General features: G+C 61.7%; 14 protein-coding genes, 3 tRNA genes and 1 pseudogene. 6 read left to right on the forward strand and 12 right to left on the reverse strand.

The window, feature by feature from the left end:
* Window positions 1-5 precede the first annotated feature (5 nt).
* The 4 genes and pseudogenes from tuf to ASD01_RS18415 all read right to left on the reverse strand — a co-directional run bounded on the left by tuf (window position 6) and on the right by ASD01_RS18415 (window position 1,740).
* Entirely contained in the window at window positions 6-1,181 is a 1,176-nt protein-coding gene (gene tuf, locus ASD01_RS18405) for an elongation factor Tu (protein WP_034795467.1), read from the reverse strand.
* Window position 1,182: 1 nt separating this feature from the next.
* Window positions 1,183-1,281 (reverse strand): annotated as a pseudogene (locus ASD01_RS34800) (GTP-binding protein); the annotation flags it as partial.
* A 277-nt stretch (window positions 1,282-1,558) separates the two neighbouring features.
* Window positions 1,559-1,632, reverse strand: a tRNA-Gly gene (locus tag ASD01_RS18410).
* A gap of 23 nt (window positions 1,633-1,655) precedes the next feature.
* Window positions 1,656-1,740, reverse strand: a tRNA-Tyr gene (locus tag ASD01_RS18415).
* A 217-nt stretch (window positions 1,741-1,957) separates the two neighbouring features.
* On the opposite strand from ASD01_RS18415, the gene ASD01_RS18420 reads away from it, so the two are divergent.
* Complete coding sequence (locus ASD01_RS18420; RefSeq protein ID WP_034795465.1) at window positions 1,958-2,833, forward strand: TrmH family RNA methyltransferase; 876 nt, start codon at window positions 1,958-1,960, stop codon at window positions 2,831-2,833.
* 193 nt (window positions 2,834-3,026) lie between these two features.
* On the opposite strand, the gene ASD01_RS18425 is transcribed toward ASD01_RS18420, so the two are convergent.
* Window positions 3,027-3,287 (reverse strand): hypothetical protein, encoded by a 261-nt coding sequence (locus ASD01_RS18425; protein WP_234824438.1) that lies wholly within the window; start codon window positions 3,285-3,287, stop codon window positions 3,027-3,029.
* Between the two features lie 160 nt (window positions 3,288-3,447).
* Window positions 3,448-4,068 (reverse strand): FMN-dependent NADH-azoreductase, encoded by a 621-nt coding sequence (locus tag ASD01_RS18430; RefSeq protein WP_034795463.1) that lies wholly within the window; start codon window positions 4,066-4,068, stop codon window positions 3,448-3,450.
* A gap of 137 nt (window positions 4,069-4,205) precedes the next feature.
* Between ASD01_RS18430 and ASD01_RS18435 the strand changes: the two genes are divergently transcribed.
* The gene (locus ASD01_RS18435; protein WP_034795460.1) at window positions 4,206-5,147 is read left to right on the forward strand and encodes a LysR family transcriptional regulator; all 942 of its coding nucleotides are present in this window, start codon (window positions 4,206-4,208) and stop codon (window positions 5,145-5,147) included.
* A gap of 196 nt (window positions 5,148-5,343) precedes the next feature.
* Here ASD01_RS18435 and ASD01_RS18440 read toward each other — a convergent pair whose 3' ends face one another.
* Window positions 5,344-5,817 carry a hypothetical protein gene (locus ASD01_RS18440; protein ID WP_200949989.1) on the reverse strand — a complete coding sequence of 158 codons (474 nt, stop codon included), beginning with the start codon at window positions 5,815-5,817 and terminating at the stop codon, window positions 5,344-5,346.
* A 27-nt stretch (window positions 5,818-5,844) separates the two neighbouring features.
* On the opposite strand from ASD01_RS18440, the gene ASD01_RS18445 reads away from it, so the two are divergent.
* Window positions 5,845-6,171 carry a hypothetical protein gene (locus tag ASD01_RS18445; RefSeq protein WP_200949988.1) on the forward strand — a complete coding sequence of 109 codons (327 nt, stop codon included), beginning with the start codon at window positions 5,845-5,847 and terminating at the stop codon, window positions 6,169-6,171.
* A gap of 106 nt (window positions 6,172-6,277) precedes the next feature.
* Here the strand turns inward: ASD01_RS18445 and ASD01_RS18450 are convergent.
* Window positions 6,278-6,353: transfer RNA gene (locus ASD01_RS18450), tRNA-Thr, on the reverse strand.
* A 157-nt stretch (window positions 6,354-6,510) separates the two neighbouring features.
* On the opposite strand from ASD01_RS18450, the gene ASD01_RS18455 reads away from it, so the two are divergent.
* Both ASD01_RS18455 and ASD01_RS18460 read left to right on the forward strand, forming a co-directional pair.
* Window positions 6,511-7,284 carry an NAD kinase gene (locus ASD01_RS18455; protein ID WP_034795458.1) on the forward strand — a complete coding sequence of 258 codons (774 nt, stop codon included), beginning with the start codon at window positions 6,511-6,513 and terminating at the stop codon, window positions 7,282-7,284.
* Window positions 7,285-7,386: 102 nt separating this feature from the next.
* On the forward strand, window positions 7,387-7,875 hold the full coding sequence (locus ASD01_RS18460; protein WP_034795456.1) for a hypothetical protein: 489 nt from the start codon (window positions 7,387-7,389) through the stop codon (window positions 7,873-7,875).
* 68 nt (window positions 7,876-7,943) lie between these two features.
* Here the strand turns inward: ASD01_RS18460 and prfB are convergent.
* The 3 genes from prfB to ASD01_RS18475 all read right to left on the reverse strand — a co-directional run bounded on the left by prfB (window position 7,944) and on the right by ASD01_RS18475 (window position 13,185).
* Window positions 7,944-9,075 (reverse strand): peptide chain release factor 2 gene (gene prfB, locus ASD01_RS18465; RefSeq protein WP_110818441.1). Its coding sequence is split into 2 segments (ribosomal slippage): window positions 7,944-9,005 and window positions 9,007-9,075, totalling 1,131 coding nucleotides; the frame shifts between segments, so codons are not numbered across the junction.
* A gap of 97 nt (window positions 9,076-9,172) precedes the next feature.
* The gene (locus ASD01_RS18470; protein WP_034795452.1) at window positions 9,173-11,626 is read right to left on the reverse strand and encodes a penicillin-binding protein 1A; all 2,454 of its coding nucleotides are present in this window, start codon (window positions 11,624-11,626) and stop codon (window positions 9,173-9,175) included.
* Window positions 11,627-11,964: 338 nt separating this feature from the next.
* On the reverse strand, window positions 11,965-13,185 hold the full coding sequence (locus tag ASD01_RS18475) for an N-acetylmuramoyl-L-alanine amidase (protein ID WP_051659335.1): 1,221 nt from the start codon (window positions 13,183-13,185) through the stop codon (window positions 11,965-11,967).
* A 771-nt stretch (window positions 13,186-13,956) separates the two neighbouring features.
* Between ASD01_RS18475 and ASD01_RS18480 the strand changes: the two genes are divergently transcribed.
* Window positions 13,957-16,761, forward strand: coding sequence for an Rne/Rng family ribonuclease (locus tag ASD01_RS18480; RefSeq protein WP_034795450.1), 2,805 nt, complete (start codon window positions 13,957-13,959; stop codon window positions 16,759-16,761).
* 114 nt (window positions 16,762-16,875) lie between these two features.
* On the opposite strand, the gene ASD01_RS18485 is transcribed toward ASD01_RS18480, so the two are convergent.
* Entirely contained in the window at window positions 16,876-18,033 is a 1,158-nt protein-coding gene (locus ASD01_RS18485; RefSeq protein ID WP_034795655.1) for a pyridoxal phosphate-dependent aminotransferase, read from the reverse strand.
* Window position 18,034 lies beyond the last annotated feature (1 nt).

The raw sequence follows: 18,034 nt of genomic DNA on the forward strand, positions 1-18,034 counted from the left end.
GTCGATTACTCGACGATCGAGGCAACGATGCCTGCGCCGACGGTACGGCCGCCTTCGCGGATTGCGAAGCGCAGCTTTTCTTCCATCGCGATCGGAACGATCAGCTCAACGGCAACGGTGACGTTGTCGCCCGGCATAACCATTTCCGTGCCTTCCGGCAGCGTCACGATGCCCGTCACGTCCGTCGTGCGGAAGTAGAACTGCGGACGGTAGTTGGTGAAGAACGGCGTATGACGGCCGCCTTCTTCCTTCGTCAGGATGTAGGCTTCAGCCATGAACTTCTTGTGCGGCTTGACCGAACCCGGCTTGCACAGGATCTGGCCACGCTCAACGCCGTCACGGTTAACACCACGGATCAGCGCGCCGATGTTGTCGCCAGCCTGGCCCTGGTCGAGCAGCTTGCGGAACATTTCAACGCCCGTAACCGTCGTCTTCGACGTGTCGCGGATGCCGACGATTTCGACTTCTTCGCCGACCTTGACGATGCCGCGCTCAACGCGACCGGTCACAACCGTACCACGGCCCGAGATCGAGAACACGTCTTCGATCGGCATCAGGAACGGCTGGTCGATCGGACGCTCAGGCGTCGGGATGTAGGCGTCAACAGCTGCCATCAGCTCGCGGATCGCGTCTTCGCCGATCTTCTTGTCCGAATCTTCCAGAGCAGCAAGAGCCGAGCCCTTGATGATCGGAATGTCGTCGCCCGGGAATTCGTAGGACGACAGAAGTTCGCGAACTTCCAGCTCGACGAGCTCGAGAAGCTCGGCGTCGTCAACCTGGTCGACCTTGTTGAGGAACACGACGATTGCCGGAACKCCAACCTGACGAGCGAGCAGGATGTGCTCGCGGGTCTGCGGCATCGGGCCGTCAGCAGCCGAGCAAACCAGGATCGCGCCGTCCATCTGCGCTGCACCGGTGATCATGTTCTTGACGTAGTCGGCGTGGCCGGGGCAGTCAACGTGAGCGTAGTGACGGTTCGGCGTCTCATACTCAACGTGCGCCGTCGAAATCGTGATACCACGGGCCTTTTCTTCCGGAGCAGCGTCGATCTGGTCGTACGCCTTGAACTCGCCGAAGTACTTCGTGATCGCTGCGGTCAGCGACGTCTTGCCATGGTCAACGTGGCCAATCGTGCCAATGTTAACGTGCGGCTTGTTGCGCTCAAATTTGCTCTTTGCCATNCGTGATCGCTGCGGTCAGCGACGTCTTGCCATGGTCAACGTGGCCAATCGTGCCAATGTTAACGTGCGGCTTGTTGCGCTCAAATTTGCTCTTTGCCATGGGTACGTTTCCTGTGGTCAAGTATGAATAATGATCAGCCGGCAGGGCCGGTTTGTGGAGCCGTTTAAGGGTTTCAGGGGATTTGCGCAAGACTTAATTGCGCGCGCCCGGGCCGGCCGCCGCTGGCCTTTTCCTGCCGATATATAAGAAGCGCGCGACGCCGCTACAAGATTCAGTGCTATCGAGCTACGAATCGCAGCCGCAGTAAAACATTCAAACGCTTAGCGATGAACGTTGACTTGATACATTAATTCGAAAAGAAGGAGGAAGCCGCTATTGGAGCGGGTAGCGGGAATCGAACCCGCGTATTCAGCTTGGAAGGCTGCTGCTCTACCATTGAGCTATACCCGCGGGCCTTCGATCCAGAAGCAGAATGGTGGAGGGAGTTGGATTTGAACCAACGTAGGCTGAGCCAACGGATTTACAGTCCGTCCCCTTTAACCACTCGGGCATCCCTCCATTATTCTGTCGGGATCTTTCGACCAAGCATTTGAGATCGTGAGACAACCAGCGACTTGGCCGTGCCGCTCTCGATCTGTGGCCGGGTATATGACTGCCCCGTTTCGTCCTGTCAACACGGGTCAGCGGAAAATTTCCGATTTTCTCCACAGCCGTAAAAAAGGACCCGACGCTGAAAACCGTTTCGCCCCGCGTGCAACCTCTCTATAAGACGCCAATGAGCAAAGATCGCACCGGCGACAAGAGCGCCAAGGACACCCATTACGCCAACCTTCGGCGCGCGCATCGCGACGCCAAGCGGGAACGTGGCGAAATCCCCACGCCAAGAGAGGACAAGCGCCGCAAGGCGCCGGCCGACTGGAGGCCGCAGCCGCTCTCGCCCGAGCAAGTTCTACTCTATGGCCTGCACACGGTTCGCGCGGCGCTGGACAATCCGGCTCGCGAGGTCATCCGTCTCAGCGTTACGCCGAACGCGGCCGCCCGTCTGGAACTCGGCGAGCTTTCGGCCCTGCCCTTCCCGGTCGAAACGGTGACGCCGCAGGATCTCGACAAGATTCTCGGTCCCGACGCGATCCACCAGGGCGTGATGCTCGAGACCCGCCCGCTGCCGCATCGCCGGCTCGAGGCTCTGCGCGACTGCCCGCTGATTCTGGTGCTCGACCAGGTGACCGATCCGCACAATGTCGGCGCCATCATGCGCTCGGCCGTCGCCTTCGATGCCGGCGCGCTGATCACCACCATGCGCCACAGCCCGACCGAATCGGGCGTGCTCGCCAAATCGGCCTCCGGCGCGCTTGAGATGATCCCCTATATCCAGATCACCAACCTTGGCGATGCCATCGAGGAACTGCATCGGCTGGGCTTCCAGACGATCGGACTTGATTCGGAAGGGCCGCAGCCGCTGGAAGGGACATTCAGCGGCGAAAAGATCGCCCTCGTTCTCGGCTCCGAGGGCAAGGGGCTTAGGCAGAAGACCCGCTCGATCGTCAACGATCTTGCCCGGCTCGACATGCCCGGCGCGATAAAGTCGCTGAACGTATCGAACGCAGCGGCGATCGCGATGTATGCGGCGCGCCAGCATCTGAAGCGCTGACATCGCCAGGCGTTCCGGGCCGCCTCACCGCAAAGCGCGGCGGTCCTCCGCAGCTCACAGACAACGGCGCCAAAGCCGAGGCGGTAACGCGAAATAGCGCCTGTGGAAATTTCCGCTCCGGTGGGATCGCGGAGCGCTGCGCCGTGCAGTTTCGAAAAAGATCGGAATGAGGACGGCAAGCCGCTCTTCCGCGTCAGAAACGGATCGATTGCCCCGCAAGGCTACCCGGTGTGCTCATGCCGGCCGTAGGGCAGCCTTCACGCAGTTTCTTCCAGGTCGTGACGTTGAGGTTCATCTCGCAGCGCGCGAGGTAGGCGTTGCCGTCGACACGCAGGCAAGCGACCTGCCCAAGTTCGTATTTGGAACCGTCTCGATTGCGGCAGGTGCAGCCATGATCCGGCGGCGCAGCAAGGGTCGCTTCGGCGGCGAGCAAAAAGGCCACCGCAGCGGTCATGCCCCAAAGGATCGTCCGCCCGTCCATCATGAGGGCATTATAAAGCAGATATCGATGTTCGAAAACGGACAATGCCGGCTGCTTGCGCAACCGGCACCGTCCGCACGTGGGGCATACGCCCCTCCCACCGGATCACCTCGGTGATCCGCTGAATTTGGTCTTAGCTCGCCAGGCGAAGCACGCTGCCTTCCGAGATGGTCTTTTCGGCCTCGGCGATCGCAAACTGCTTGCTGTCGGCGCTGAGGTTCAGGCCTTCGGCGCGCACGAATTCGACATCGGTGATGCCAAGGAAACCGAAGACCGTCTTCAGGTAAGATTCCTGGTGATCCATGACGGCCGCCGGGCCGGCGGAGTAGTGGCCGCCGCGGGTGGAGGCGACGATAATCTTCTTGCCCTTGGCGAGGCCTTCCGGACCATTCTCGGTGTAGCGGAAAGTCTTGCCGGAGACGGCGATGCGATCGATCCAGGCCTTCAGCTGGCTCGGAATGCCGAAGTTGTACATCGGAGCGCCGATGATGACGGTGTCGGCGGCGAGGAATTCTTCCAGCATGTCGCGGCCAAGCTTGACGTCGGCAGCGAGACCCGCGTCGACGCCTTCGAGGTCGGCCGGGGCCATGATCTGGGCGCCGGTCAGATGGGGCAGCGAGCTGGCAGCGAGGTCGCGATAGGTCACCTGCGCATCCGGGCGGTCAGCCTTGACCTGGGCGGCAAGGGCGGCCGTCAGACGGCGGGAAACCGAGTGGTCGCCGAGGATACCGGAGTCGATATGAAGAACGTTCATGGGAACACCTTTGTGTTTACGTTGCGGTGATCCACATATGAGGGGAAAACAATGGCCCGATAAGCCAGCGGATATTTGACATACTGTTTCCAGACGGAAACAATCATACCCATCATCCGCACCTCGGAGACAGGACAATGCAGGATCTGAACGACCTCGGGCTTTTTGCCGCCGTCGTGCGAAACAACGGCTTCAGTGCTGCGGCACGGGACCTCAATATACCCAAATCCAAGCTCAGCAAACATGTGGCCCGCCTCGAGGAGCAGCTCGGTGTGCGGTTGCTGGAGCGCTCGACCCGCAAGCTGCGTGTCACCGATATCGGCCGGGTCTTCTATGAGCATTGCCAGAGCCTTCTCGACGGGGTGGCTGCCGCCGAAGCCGAGATCGCCGCCGTGCGCGCGGAGCCCTCGGGCACGGTGCGGCTCGCCTGCCCGCTCGGTTTCACCCCTATGCTTGCCGACATCCTGCCGGCGTTTCACCGCCGCTACCCCGGCGTCCGGCTGCTGATCACCGCCACCAACCGTCGCATCGATCTGATCGAGGAGCGGGTCGACGTGGCGCTGCGTGCCCGCGGGCAGCTCGATACGGACAACCAACTCATCATCCGCAAGTTCGGCGAGGTTCGCGAGCGGCTTGCAGCCAGCCCCACCTTCCTCGCCCGCGCCGGCGAGATCACGATCGAGAACCTCAGCCAGCAGGCGACGCTGTCGATGAACGAACAGCACCCGACCGATGTCTGGCGGCTGGTTTCGATCGATGGCAACACGACGGAAATCACCCATCGTCCGATCGTCGGCTGCAGCGATTTCCTGATTCTCGAACGCGCCGCGATCGAAGGCATGGGGGTCGCCCTCTTGCCTGACCATATCTGCGAGCGCGCTTTCCGCGCCGGCGTCCTTGCGCCGGTGCTGCCGGAATGGACGTCGAACGACGTCGTCGTGCACCTCGTCTTCCCGTCCCGCCAGGGCATGTTGCCGGCGACGCGGGCGCTGATCGACTATCTCGCCGAGAACCTGCTCAACGCCCTGCAGAAATGCCGCGAGGTTCCTGTGCGCATGGGGCCGTCCTTCGACATCTGATGCCGCACGGCGCGGCTTTTCCGATCAGCAGCGGCAGATCATCAGCACGTTGCCATCGGGATCGCGAATCGTGAACCATTGCTCGGACTGCACCGGCGTCACGATCTCGAGACGCACGGAGAGCGCCGGACTAAGCGATGCGGGAGCCGGTGATCGATCGAGCGTTGACCGCTTACTCCGACCAAGGCTCCGCATCTCATCGGCGGCAAAGCTCGCCGCCGTCTGCAAGCTCGGCAAAAGACTTGGCGCCGACGTCATATCGATAGGCGATCACCTCCACTGTGCAGGCGTTCGTCGATCGCGCGCAAGCCTCCATCGAAACGCAGAGAAGGCCTTTAGCACCCCAGACCTTCGCAGGGGGATTGTCATAGATGCCTTCGTAGATCGTCTGCGTCCGCTTACCGCCATCACGCCACTCAACCACGATCTCCGAACGAAAGTGGTCATAACCGATGTTGCTGTATCCCACGGAATAGCGGACCGCCCCCAAACCGGAAACTTGGGTCGCGCTCGAACTCATCTCAGTCCAATCGGATCCCTCCTGCGCGTTGGCAGGGCTCCAGACGACAAACCCACAAAGCAGAACGACCGCCCATCTGACCGGCGCCAGTGCCGCGGGGTTGGTAAGGCTGCTTTTGGCGGCAGCCGAAAGAACGTGTTCGATGACCAAGACCTTTCCAAGAGAGCCAGCTGACGAATGCTCGTCCTCCGTTCATCGGCGCTGGAGAAACAATCGGCGGTGGCCGAAACCACTGATTCCCTATATTTCAGGAGGATGAGAACTCTTGGAAGACTGATCATCTCCGCCGTCCTGGCGTTCCTTGTCAGCCTTATCGTCGCGGGGCTGTTCCTACCCGTCTACGGCATATTCGAGGGCGGGCCGTACAACTGCCTGAAGGATGGCATTGCGGTATGCATCGCCGGCATACCGCTGAGCGCGCTGATCTATGGGCCGCTATTTTCGATTGCCGGCGTTCTGATCGGCACACCAGTGTTCATGGCCATCTTTGCGATGCGTGACTAACTGCTCGCTTTGCGCCGACGGTGTACCCGCGGCAACACGCCGAACCTGAAATTCCGGCTCGAATAGCCGCCAAAAATTCGGAAAAAACAATGGGGAAGAAATGAAGTGGTGCCCCCAGAGAGACTCGAACTCCCGACCTACTGATTACAAATCAGCCGCTCTACCAACTGAGCTATAAGGGCACTTGCTTTGGTGGGAGTTACCATAATCTGATGTGGTGTAAAGCAAAATTGCGAATTCTCCCAATTTTTCAGATGCGTTCGGTTCCGGGCCATGCCAGAAACGATAGAGAGAGATTGCCGCTGGCGGCGCATAACATATCGAGCGGACTAGAGTTTCATGGCCCGAACGTTCACTTCCCTAGCCTTTCTCGCCTCGTCCGCGGAAGAGGCACAAAAGGCTGCGGCTGATCTCAAGGCGATCTATGGCGACCATGATCCGTCGAAGGCCGATGTGATCGTCGCGCTTGGCGGCGACGGCTTCATGCTGCAGACGCTGCATCAGACCATGAACAGCGGCAAGCTGGTCTACGGCATGAACCGTGGCTCGGTCGGGTTCCTGATGAACCGCTACAGCACGGAGAACCTGACGGACCGAATCTGCCAGGCAGTCGAGAACGCGTTTCATCCGCTGGAGATGCAGACGACCGACGTCTATGGCGAGAGCTTCACGGCACTTGCGATCAACGAGGTCTACCTTTTCCGCCAGTCCTACCAGGCGGCGAAGCTCCGCGTCCTGATCGATGGCAAGACAAGGCTGGAGGAGTTGACCTGCGACGGCCTGCTGGTCGCCACCCCTGCCGGCTCCACCGCCTACAATCTCTCCGCCCACGGGCCGATCCTGCCGCTCGAGGCCCCGCTTCTGGCGATGACCCCGGTCAGTGCCTTCCGCCCGCGCCGCTGGCGTGGCGCGCTTCTGCCGAACCATGTCACAGTCGAGATCGAAATCCTTGAGGCCGACAAGCGGCCGGTAAACGCGGTGGCCGACCATCAGGAAGTGAAGTCCGTGGTCAAGGTGAAGATCGCCGAATCGGAAAACATGACGGCGCGCATCCTCTCGGATCCCGATCATTCCTGGTCGGATCGCATCCTCGCCGAGCAGTTTTCGAACTGAGCGCACGTTCTCCGCGCGACCTATGGTATCATTCTGCCGGCTAGGTTTCCGCCGGCCCGCAGTAAACGGCAACCGAGCCGCCGCCTTAAGGACGACGACCCAATGCACAGATCCGCCCTCCTCGCGCTGTTCCTGTTTCTCAGCAGTGCCGGCGCCAAGGCTCAGGATGCCAACATCGTTCCGCCTGAGGCGACCTTCGTGACCAGCACCGGCTACTGGGAGGAAAGCGGAGAGCCGCTTTCATCCCTCGATCCGAACGCGGCCGCCGAAAAGCCGGGCGACGCCCGGCGTGGTTACTACAAGCTGATCGCGCTTCGCCAGGCGGATGGAACCGCCCAGATCCATCTGCAGCAGGTGGCAGCGACCTCGGCCGGCCCTCTGGTGATTTCGTCGGCGGAACTCGAAGAATTCTCCGCGCTCAAGGCCTACGTCACCGACATCCGCCCGGAGACCTCGACCGGTGTCACCGCGCAGCCCGGCATGTTTGCGACCGTCTATCTGAAGACGGACCCGTCGGTGAGAGAGCCTGAGAGCTGGACCGTGCTCATCGACGATCTCGGCGACATCAAGATCGAGCGTGCCTCCAACTGAGCAAAAGAAAGGGCCGGATGCGAACACCCGGCCCTCTTCAATTGCACTGGTGCAGACCGCTGTCTGCCTTAGTTCAGATCATCCACGACGGCATCCGCGCCGCCGCTGACGCGGTGCGCAAGGGCGGCCTCCATGAACTCGTTGAGTTCACCGTCGAGAACGTCGCCCGGTGCCGTGCTTTCAACGCCGGTGCGCATGTCCTTGACCAGCTGATAGGGCTGCAGAACGTAGGAGCGGATCTGGTGGCCCCAGCCGATGTCGGTCTTCGACGCGGCTTCGGCGTTGGCGGCCTCTTCCCGCTTCTTCAGTTCGGCCTCGTAGAGGCGCGCACGCAACATGTCCCAGGCCTTCGCCCGGTTCTTGTGCTGCGAACGTTCCTGCTGGCACTGCACGACGATGCCCGACGGGATGTGCGTGATGCGCACGGCCGAGTCGGTCGTGTTGACGTGCTGACCGCCGGCGCCCGACGAGCGGTAGGTGTCGATACGGCAATCGCTCTCGTTGATGTCGATCTGGATCGAATCATCAACGACCGGGTAGACCCAGATCGAGGAGAACGAGGTGTGGCGGCGCGCGTTGCTGTCGTAGGGCGAGATGCGAACCAGGCGGTGCACGCCCGATTCGGTCTTCAGCCAGCCATAGGCATTGTGGCCCTTGACGAGGAGCGTCGCGGACTTGATGCCGGCCTCTTCGCCGTCCTGGATTTCCAGAAGCTCGACCTTGTACCCCTGGCGCTCGGACCAGCGGGTGTACATGCGCAAAAGCATGTTGGCCCAGTCCTGGCTTTCGGTACCGCCGGCACCCGAATGCACTTCGAGATAGGTATCGTTCTGATCCGCCTCGCCCGAGAGCATGGCTTCGACCTGCTTCTTCGCCGCTTCGTTTCTGAGATCCCGCAACGCCTGTTCGGCGTCGGCGATGATGGCGGCGTCGCCCTCTTCCTCGCCGAGTTCGATGAGTTCGATGTTGTCATTGAGCTGCTGCTCGAAACGGCGCAGGCCATTGATGCCGTCATCGAGTTGCTGGCGCTCGCGCATCAGCTTCTGCGCTTCCGAAGCGTCGTTCCAAAGCGCCGGATCTTCCGCTTTGTTGTTCAACCAGTCCAGTCGTCTTACCGCCTGATCCCAGTCAAAGATGCCTCCTCAGCAGGCTTATGGCCTGCTTGATTTCGTCGACAATGTTCTCGATTTCGCTGCGCATGATCCTGCTTCTTGTGAACCGATAGGAAAGTGAGCGTCAAATAGCGATGCCCACCGCTGATGTAAAGGCGGCGGGCATCGCGTGAAGGGGATAAGGACTAGAACAGGCCGTTGGAACCGGAGGTCACTGCCTGGTTCGCCTGCGGCGAGTTCTTGAGGATCTCTTCTGGCGGCACGTACTGGTCAAGACCGCCGATGACCGAGAAGGTGTCGGCCGGGCCGGTGCCGGGCTTGAAGGCCTCGATGATCGTGTCCGGCTCACCCTCTTGGGCGGCCATGCCGGTCTTGCGGTTGACGGCGACCATGCTCATGCCTTCGGGCACGACGAACTTGCTCGGGCGCGTGCCCTTCACCGCTTCTGTCATGAAGTCGTTGAAGATCGGCACGGCGAGGCTGCCGCCGGTCGCGCCGCGGCCAAGCGGGGCCGGGTTGTCGAAGCCGAGATAGAGGCCTGCAACCATGTCCGGCGTGTAGCCGACGAACCAGGCGTCCTTTTCGTCATTGGTGGTACCGGTCTTGCCGGCAACCGGACGATCGAGCTTGATCTTGCCGGCAGCCGTGCCGCGCAGCACCACGCCCTCCATCATCGACGTGATCTGGTAGGAGGTCATCGGATCGAGAACCTGCTCGCGGTTGTCGGTGAGAACCGGTTCTTCCTGGCTCTGCCAATCGCCGGCGTTGCAGTTGTCGCAGGTGCGGTCTTCGTGACGGAAGATCGTCTTGCCGTAGCGGTCCTGAATTCGGTCGATCAGCGACGGCTTGATCTGCTTGCCGCCGTTGGCGAGCACGGAATAGGCCGAAACCATGCGCAGGACGGTGGTTTCGCCCGAGCCTAGCGACATTGCGAGCAGCGGCGGCATCTTGTCGTAGATACCGAAGCGCTCGGCATATTCGGCAACGAGGTTCATGCCCATGTCGTTGGCGAGGCGAACGGTCATCAGGTTACGCGACTTCTCGATGCCGAGACGCAGCGTCGACGGACCGGCCGAGCCGCCGCCGTAGTTTTCCGGGCGCCAGACCTGGCCACCAGCGACGATCTCGATCGGCGCGTCGAGAATGACCGATGCAGGCGTATAACCGTTGTCGAGGGCGGCCGCGTAGACGAAGGGCTTGAACGACGAACCCGGCTGGCGCATCGCTTGCGTCGCGCGGTTGAATTCCGACTGGCCATAGGAGAAGCCGCCGACCATCGCCAGAACGCGGCCGGTCTGCGGGTCCATGGCGACGAGGCCACCCTGCACCTTCGGCGGCTGGCGCAGGCGATACTCGCCCTTCTCCGGCAGCGGCTCGACATAGATGACGTCGCCGGCGCCGAAGACGCCTTCAGGCGATTTCGCCGACTTGCGGTCGCCGCTGGCGGAACGGTAGGCCCACTGCATGTTCTTGGCGGAGATATGCCCGGTGACACGCTCGGCGACGATCTTGCCCGAGGCTTCCTTCTCCGGCTGAATGCCGATCTCGGCGCCCTGTCCATCGACGGAGAGAACGACGGCAAGCTTCCACTCCGGCACGTCGTTGAAGGCAACGACAGCGCCCAGCGGCTCGCCCCAATCGCCGCCGATTTCGATCGACTTGACCGGGCCGTGGAAGCCGCGACGCTCGTCGTAGCTGAGCAGACCCGCCTGCAGCGCCTTGCGCGCGGCGATCTGCAGCCGCGGATCGAGCGAGGTGCGAACCGACAGGCCGCCTTCATAGAGGGCGTTATCGCCGTATTTCTGGATGATCTGCCGGCGGACTTCCTCGGCGAAGAAGTCGGAGGCGAAGAGATGCGCCCCGCCGCGACGCGGGTTGACGCCGAGCGGCTGCTTCTTGGCTTCTTCGCCATCGGCCTTGGTGACGTAGCCGTTCTCGACCATGCGGTCGATTACCCAGTTGCGGCGCTCAAGCGCCGCTTCGGTCTTGCGGAACGGATGATAGTTGGCCGGGCCCTTCGGAAGGGCTGCGAGATAGGCGGTCTCGGCAATGGTAAGCTCAGTCACAGACTTATCGAAATAGGTCAGCGCCGCACCGGCTATGCCGTAGGAATTCAGGCCGAAGAAGATCTCGTTGAGATAGAGTTCGAGAATGCGGTCCTTGGTGTAGGCCTGCTCGATGCGGAAGGAGAGGATTGCTTCCTTGACCTTGCGGTCGATCGTCTGGTCTGACGAGAGCAGGAAGTTCTTGGCCACCTGCTGCGTGATCGTCGAGGCGCCGACCGGACGACGGCCGGAGCCGAAGTTCTGCAGGTTCACCGCGATGGCGCGCGCAAGACCGGTGATGTCAACGCCCGGGTGCTGATAGAAATTCTTGTCTTCAGCCGAGATGAAGGCCGCCTTGACGCGATCCGGGATGGCCTGGATCGGCAGATAGAGACGCCGCTCACGGGCATACTCCGCCATCAGCGCGCCGTTGCCGGCGTGGAAGCGCGTGGTCACCGGCGGCGAATACTTCGCCAGAACCTCGTAATCCGGCAGGTCCTTGGTGACGACACCAAGATAGAGCGCCACGGCCCCGGCCACACCCAGCAGCAGAAACGCGCCAATCCCGAAGAAATATCCAATCAGCCTGATCATCAGTCAGATACCGGTACCTTAATTATCGTCCAATTGCCGAACCGCCCGACTGACAGTCCATGCTCTGTCCTGCCGGCTTCTATACAGCGGGCCGACCAAACTCTTTCACGAGAAATCGTCTGGCGTCGCAACGCCCCACCTAGCCCGGCTCCTCATATGGCGGGGAACTCCGGGCTTCAACTCGTTTCTCAACAAATCCGGGCGCAATTCCGGTTAGGTCCCGGATTGTGCGTAAAATAGGGCTGTTATGCGATAATCCCGTGCGCATCCCGTTGAAAAGCATAGCGCTGTTACCGGGGCGACACAAATCACTTCGTTCCCGGGCCTGCCTTCAAGCGTCAGCCGCCGCTGGCGATGGCCTGCTCGCGGTATCGCTGAACAGCGACCGCAAGACGCTCTGAAACCTTCTTGCGCCACTCCGGATCCAGCAGCAGTTTTTCGTCCTCCTTGTTCGACAGGAAGCCCAGTTCAAGCAGGATCGAGGGCACGTCCGGCGCCTGCAGCACGCGGAAGCCGGCAAAACGGTGCGGATTGTTGATGAGATTGATCTGGCCCTCGAAGGACGTAACGACGGCGCGCGCCATGTTGACCGAGAAGGCCTGCGTCTCGCGGCGCGTCAGATCGATCAGGATGTCGGCCACTTCCGCCGGCTCGCTCTGAAGCGGCACGCCGGCGATTTCGTCGGACAAATTTTCGCGGGCGGCAAGACTTGCGGCCAGATGGTCGGAGGCCTTGTCGGAGATGGTATAGACCGTCGCGCCGCGGATGTCCTTCTGGCGCAGCGCGTCCGCATGAAGCGAAATGAAGAGATGGGCGCCCTTGTTGCGGGCGATCTGTACGCGCTGGGGAAGCGAGAGGAAGACGTCCTTGTCGCGGGTGAGGAAAGCCTCGATCCCGGCGCCCTTGTTCAGGGCCTCGACGAGATCTTTCGCGAAGGCGAGCGTTACATGCTTCTCCTCCGTCTTCGTTTCGCCGGCGAGCGCACCGGTATCGATGCCTCCATGGCCCGCATCGATCGCGATGATGAACGGCCCGCCTTCCCTCGTGGGAGCGACGGCAACCGGCCTGTCGGTCTTGGCGGCGGCGACCGATCCGGTCCACTGCTGTTCACCGAGAAGCGCATCGAAGCGCGCCTGGTCGACGCGCTCGGCATCGAGCACGAGCCGGTAGCCCTTGCCCCCCTCTTCCGCGACGACTTCCGCATGGGTTACCGCCACGGGGCCTTTCGCCGAAAGAACGATGCGGGAGTTGCCCGCCCCCATGCCGCCGTAGCGGATCGCATCGAAGAGGCCGCGCGGTTCAAGGCTGTCCGCCTTGAGGCCAAAGGCCGTTTCCGGCAGGTCGACCACGACGCGAACAGGATCGGCTACGTAGTGCAGGGAGAATTCCGGTTTGCGATCGAACTCGACGACGACGCGCGTGCGTGCATCGTCGCCGGCGATCCGCGCAGCAAAGGCGAGCAAAGGCCCCGGCTCGGCGGCAACAGCCGCCGGCACGTTCAAAAGAAGACCGCCGGCAAGCAGCGATGCTCCGAGCAGAAGCCTGCCCGTGCGCGACATCAACGACAACAGCGAACCACGCATACAAACCGCCAAAGGCCTCACCTCGGGCTCTCCACCACTTTCTCAGAAAACCAAACAGCAGCCGACGCACGGCTGCTGGACGCACAGGTTGATCAATGAACCCTTATGGTTAACCAATGCTTGACAATGATCATCTTCCCCGGCCCGCCGGGACAATCGATTTACCGTTTATCGACCTACTCCACGTGGACAAGCGAATCGATCATTATTGTGGCGGCACGGGCTTTTCCCTTGCCAATGTGACATAGAAAACATAAAAGCGTCACAAGGAGAAAGTGTTGACGGGATAGAACAGTCGACCGGGCAGCCGGAGCTTCTCCAAAGCTTGGCGCCAGGGTGCGGTCGAACCGGATTGACCGGTTAACTTATCGCAATTCCGCGGTCGCAAGTGTTCATCCGCCGTCGCTGCATTTCCTCCCCGTACACTGGATCGCAAATTTCCGGCGGTGGCCGGAGTTCTTGATGGTGATTTTTCACCGACGCCCGCAAGCGGGCGCATTCATCGGGTCTTCATGAGACCTTGGACATTGGCATTCTTGTTTGGTCATTGATGTTGACTCAGCAGTATCGGTCAGAAGTAGCGCGGCCCCGGGACACACATGTTCCGGCTGTCGTCTGGCTGCTGCACCATCGCCTGCGCCAAACAGGAACTTTCATATCCGGCGCACCTTCCGACGTGTTTGGCAGTCTTCCTAAGGAAGCAGGTCTGTCTCCCGTTCCGCTGGCGCGCCGAGGAGCACAGCTTAGATGGCAGAGAAAATGCTTATCGATGCGTCTCATTCAGAAGAGACGCGCGTCGTTGTCGTTCGCGGGAACCGCATAGAAGAGTTCGACTTCGAGTCGGAACATAAGAAGCAGATCCGCGGCAATATCTATCTGGCGAAGGTCACCCGGGTGGAGCCCTCGCTCCAGGCCGCCTTCGTCGACTACGGCGGCAACCGCCACGGATTCCTGGCTTTCGCCGAAATCCATCCCGACTACTACCAGATCCCGCTCGCCGATCGTCAGGCGCTCTTGAAGGCCGAAGCCGAAGAAGCGCGGCGTGACGACGACATCGAGCATGTCGAGACCGCCCCTGCCCCGGCAAGCGAACTTTCCGTTCCCGTAGACCTCGAAGTCGTCGCGGAAACTGAAGCCGAGCCGGTCGCAGCCGTCGCTGACGCCGCACCGGTCGTCGAAGAGGAAGCGCCGGCCGAAAAGCCGAAGGCGAAGCCGAAGCGCACCCGCAAGACCAAGGCCAAGGCCGCTGAAGAAGCGGCTGCTGCATCGACCGACGGCGACGAGAGCAATGGCGGCGAAATGGCTGCCATGGTCGATACCGACGCCATTTCCGAGGATGTCGACAGCCGCCGTCGCCATGACGATGACGATGATGACGACGACAGTCACGACGGCGAAAAGGAAATCATCGAATCCGTCGGCGCCGAAGACGCCATGGAAGAAGTTCCGGATCGCCAGGTTCGCAAGCCGCGCAAGCAGTACCGCATCCAGGAAGTCATCAAGCGCCGCCAGATCCTGCTGGTTCAGGTCGCCAAGGAAGAGCGCGGCAACAAGGGCGCGGCACTGACGACCTACCTGTCGCTCGCCGGTCGCTACTCGGTGCTTATGCCGAACACCGCACGTGGCGGCGGCATCTCCCGCAAGATCACCAATCTGCAGGACCGCAAGCGCCTGAAGGAAATCGCCCGCGGCCTCGAAGTGCCGCAGGGCATGGGCGTGATCCTGCGCACCGCCGGTGCCAACCGCACCAAGGTCGAGATCAAGCGCGACTTCGAGTATCTGATGCGCCTGTGGGAAAACGTCCGCACGCTGACGCTGAATTCCACGGCCCCCTGCCTCGTCTATGAAGAAGGCAGCCTGATCAAGCGCTCGATCCGCGACCTCTACAACAAGGACATCAGCGAGATCATCGTTTCCGGTGAGGAAGGCTACAAGGAAGCCAAGGGCTTCATGAAGATGCTGATGCCCAGCCACGCCAAGGTGGTTCAGCCTTACCGTGACGTGCATCCGATCTTCTCGCGCTCCGGCATCGAAGCGCAGCTCGACCGCATGCTGCAGCCGCAGGTAACGCTGAAGTCCGGTGGCTACATCATCATCAACCAGACCGAAGCCCTGGTTTCGATCGACGTCAACTCCGGCCGTTCGACGCGCGAGCACTCGATCGAAGACACCGCTCTCCAGACGAACCTGGAAGCGGCGGAAGAAGTGGCACGCCAGCTCCGCCTGCGCGACCTTGCCGGCCTCGTCGTCATCGACTTCATCGACATGGAAGAAAAGCGGAACAACCGCTCGGTCGAGAAGCGTCTGAAGGATTGCCTGAAGAACGATCGCGCCCGCATCCAGGTCGGCCGCATCTCGCATTTCGGCCTGCTCGAAATGTCGCGCCAACGCATTCGCGCCTCGGTGCTCGAATCGACGATGCAGACCTGCCCGCACTGCAACGGAACGGGTCACGTCCGCTCGCAGTCTTCGGTTGCACTGCACGTCTTGCGCGGCATCGAGGAACACCTGCTGAAGAACACGACGCACGACATCACCGTGCGCACCATCCCGGATATCGCGCTCTACCTGCTCAATCAGAAGCGCGGCACGATCATGGACTACGAAGCCCGCTTCGGCGTTTCGATCATCATCGAGGCTGATGCCCATGTCGGCGCACAGCACTTCGCGATCGATCGTGGCGAGCCGGTCGAAAACCCGGTCAAGATCGAACAACTGCTGCACTTCGAGCCGGAAGAGGAAGAAGACGACGTCGTGATCGAAGAGGATCTCGACGAGGAAGAAGCAGAAGAAATTGCCGGCGAACAGCGGCAGGAACAGCCGAAGGCTGCTGCTCAGTCCGACGATCAGAACGGACGCAAGCGCAAGCGCCGTCGCCGCCGGCGCGGCAAGGGCGGCCAGCAGGCCGAAGGCAGCGCTCTCCAGGTCTCCGAATCGGCAGGCGATGCCGACGACGGTTCCGATGAGGACGAAGGCGATGACGAGGGCGTCGATGCAGACGCCGCGACCGCCGATGGCGATCAGAAGCGCAAGCGCCGCCGCCGCGGCAAGCGTGGCGGCCGCCGCAACCGTCCGGAAGGCGAAGGTGAAGGCGAAGGCCAGCTTGAAGCCGGTGCCGATGCGGAAGCCGGCGACGACGGCGCAGAAGAAGCCGAAACCGTAGAGGCACCTGCCGCTGCGGCCGAGGTCGAAGTGGCTGTCGCTGTTGAGGAAACGGCTGTGGTTGCCGAAGAAGCCGAGGTGGCGGACGTAAAGCCTGCCAAGCCGAAGCGCACCCGCAAGAAGGCCGTCAAGGCTGAAGAACCGGCAGTAAGCGTCGACGAAGTTGCCCAGGCAGCCATCGAAGACCAGCCTGCGGTTGCCGACCCGGCCGTCGAAGCGGTGGAAGAGGCTGCGGCCGACCTTGCCGAAACCAAGCCTGTGCGTGCGAACCGCGACCTCTCGAAAATCGCTTCCGAACCGGTGGTGACGTCGAGCGCGACGAAGCCCGAAGAGGAAGAGCCGGGCAAGCCCAAAAAGGGCGGCTGGTGGCAGCGCCGCGGCTTCTTCTAAGAGGCCGCGCGGCCAGCGCCAAACTCTGAAAACACGAAAGGCCCGGAGCGATCCGGGCCTTTTCCTTTGGGCGGATGGCAGAAGGGACTTGCCCCTGCCTGCCTGTTCAGAGCGTCACGCCAGCCAACGCGCGATCCTGTCCATGGCCTCGACCATGTCGGCCTCGGCGCCGGCATAGGAGAAGCGCATCGTGCGGTGCCCTTCCAGCGGATCGAAGTCGAATCCCGGGGTTGCCGCGACGTTGATCTCGGCGAGCATCCGCTTGGCAAAGGCCATGCTGTCATTGGTAAAGCGGGTGACATCCGCATAGGCGTAGAAGGCACCGTCCATCGGCGAGGCGATCGAGAAGCCGATCTCCGGCAACCGCTTCATGAGCATGTCCCGGTTGGCGGCATAGGCGGCCTTGTAACGGTCGAGCTCCTCATGCGCGTTGAGCGCTGCTTCTGCCGCGATCTGCGAGAGCTCGGGCGGCGAGATGTAGAGGCTCTGGGCGATGCGCTCGAAGCCGCGCACCTTGTCAGCCGGCAGCACCATCCAGCCGATCCGCCAGCCGGTCATGCAATAGTATTTCGAGAAGGAGTTGATGACGATTACCTCGTCGGTCACCTCCAGCGCGCTTGCCTCTTCGCCGGCAAAGGTCAGTCCGTGATAGATCTCGTCGGAAATGAAGGCGATCGATTCGGCCCGGCAATAGTCAGCCAGCACCTTGATGCCCGCCCTACCCGTCACCGTTCCGGTCGGGTTGGCTGGGCTCGCCAAAAGCACGCCCTTCAATGGACGGCCTATTTTCGCAGCGGCACGCGAAAGACTTTCAGGCGTCAGAGTGAAGCCGGTCTCGGCATTGGCCTCGACCTCGACGACCGTCAGGCCAAGCGCTGCGAGGATGTTGCGATAGGCCGGATAGCCGGGCCTCGCGATCGCGACGCAATCGCCAGGATCGAAGAGGGCCAGGAAAGCGAGATTGAAGCCTGCGGATGAGCCGGTGGTGACCGCGACCCGCTGCGGATCGAGCGCGATGCCGTGGCGCTTTTCATAGTGCCGGGCGATTGCTGTGCGCAGCGACAAGGTGCCGAGCGCATCGGTATAGCCGAGCCGGCCATGTTCAAGCGCTTTGCGCGCCGCTTCAAGAGCTGCCTTCGGCGCCGGGTGGGCGGGCTGCCCGACGGCCATCGAAATCACCGGGTGGCCGGCATCCCGGCGACGGGTCGCCTCCGCCAGTACGTCCATCGCATGGAAAGGTTCGACGGCACTGCGTTTTGACAAATCTACCAAC

This window comes from Ensifer sp. Root423, from assembly GCF_001426275.1.
Taxonomy (GTDB): Bacteria; Pseudomonadota; Alphaproteobacteria; order Rhizobiales; family Rhizobiaceae; genus Ensifer; species Ensifer adhaerens.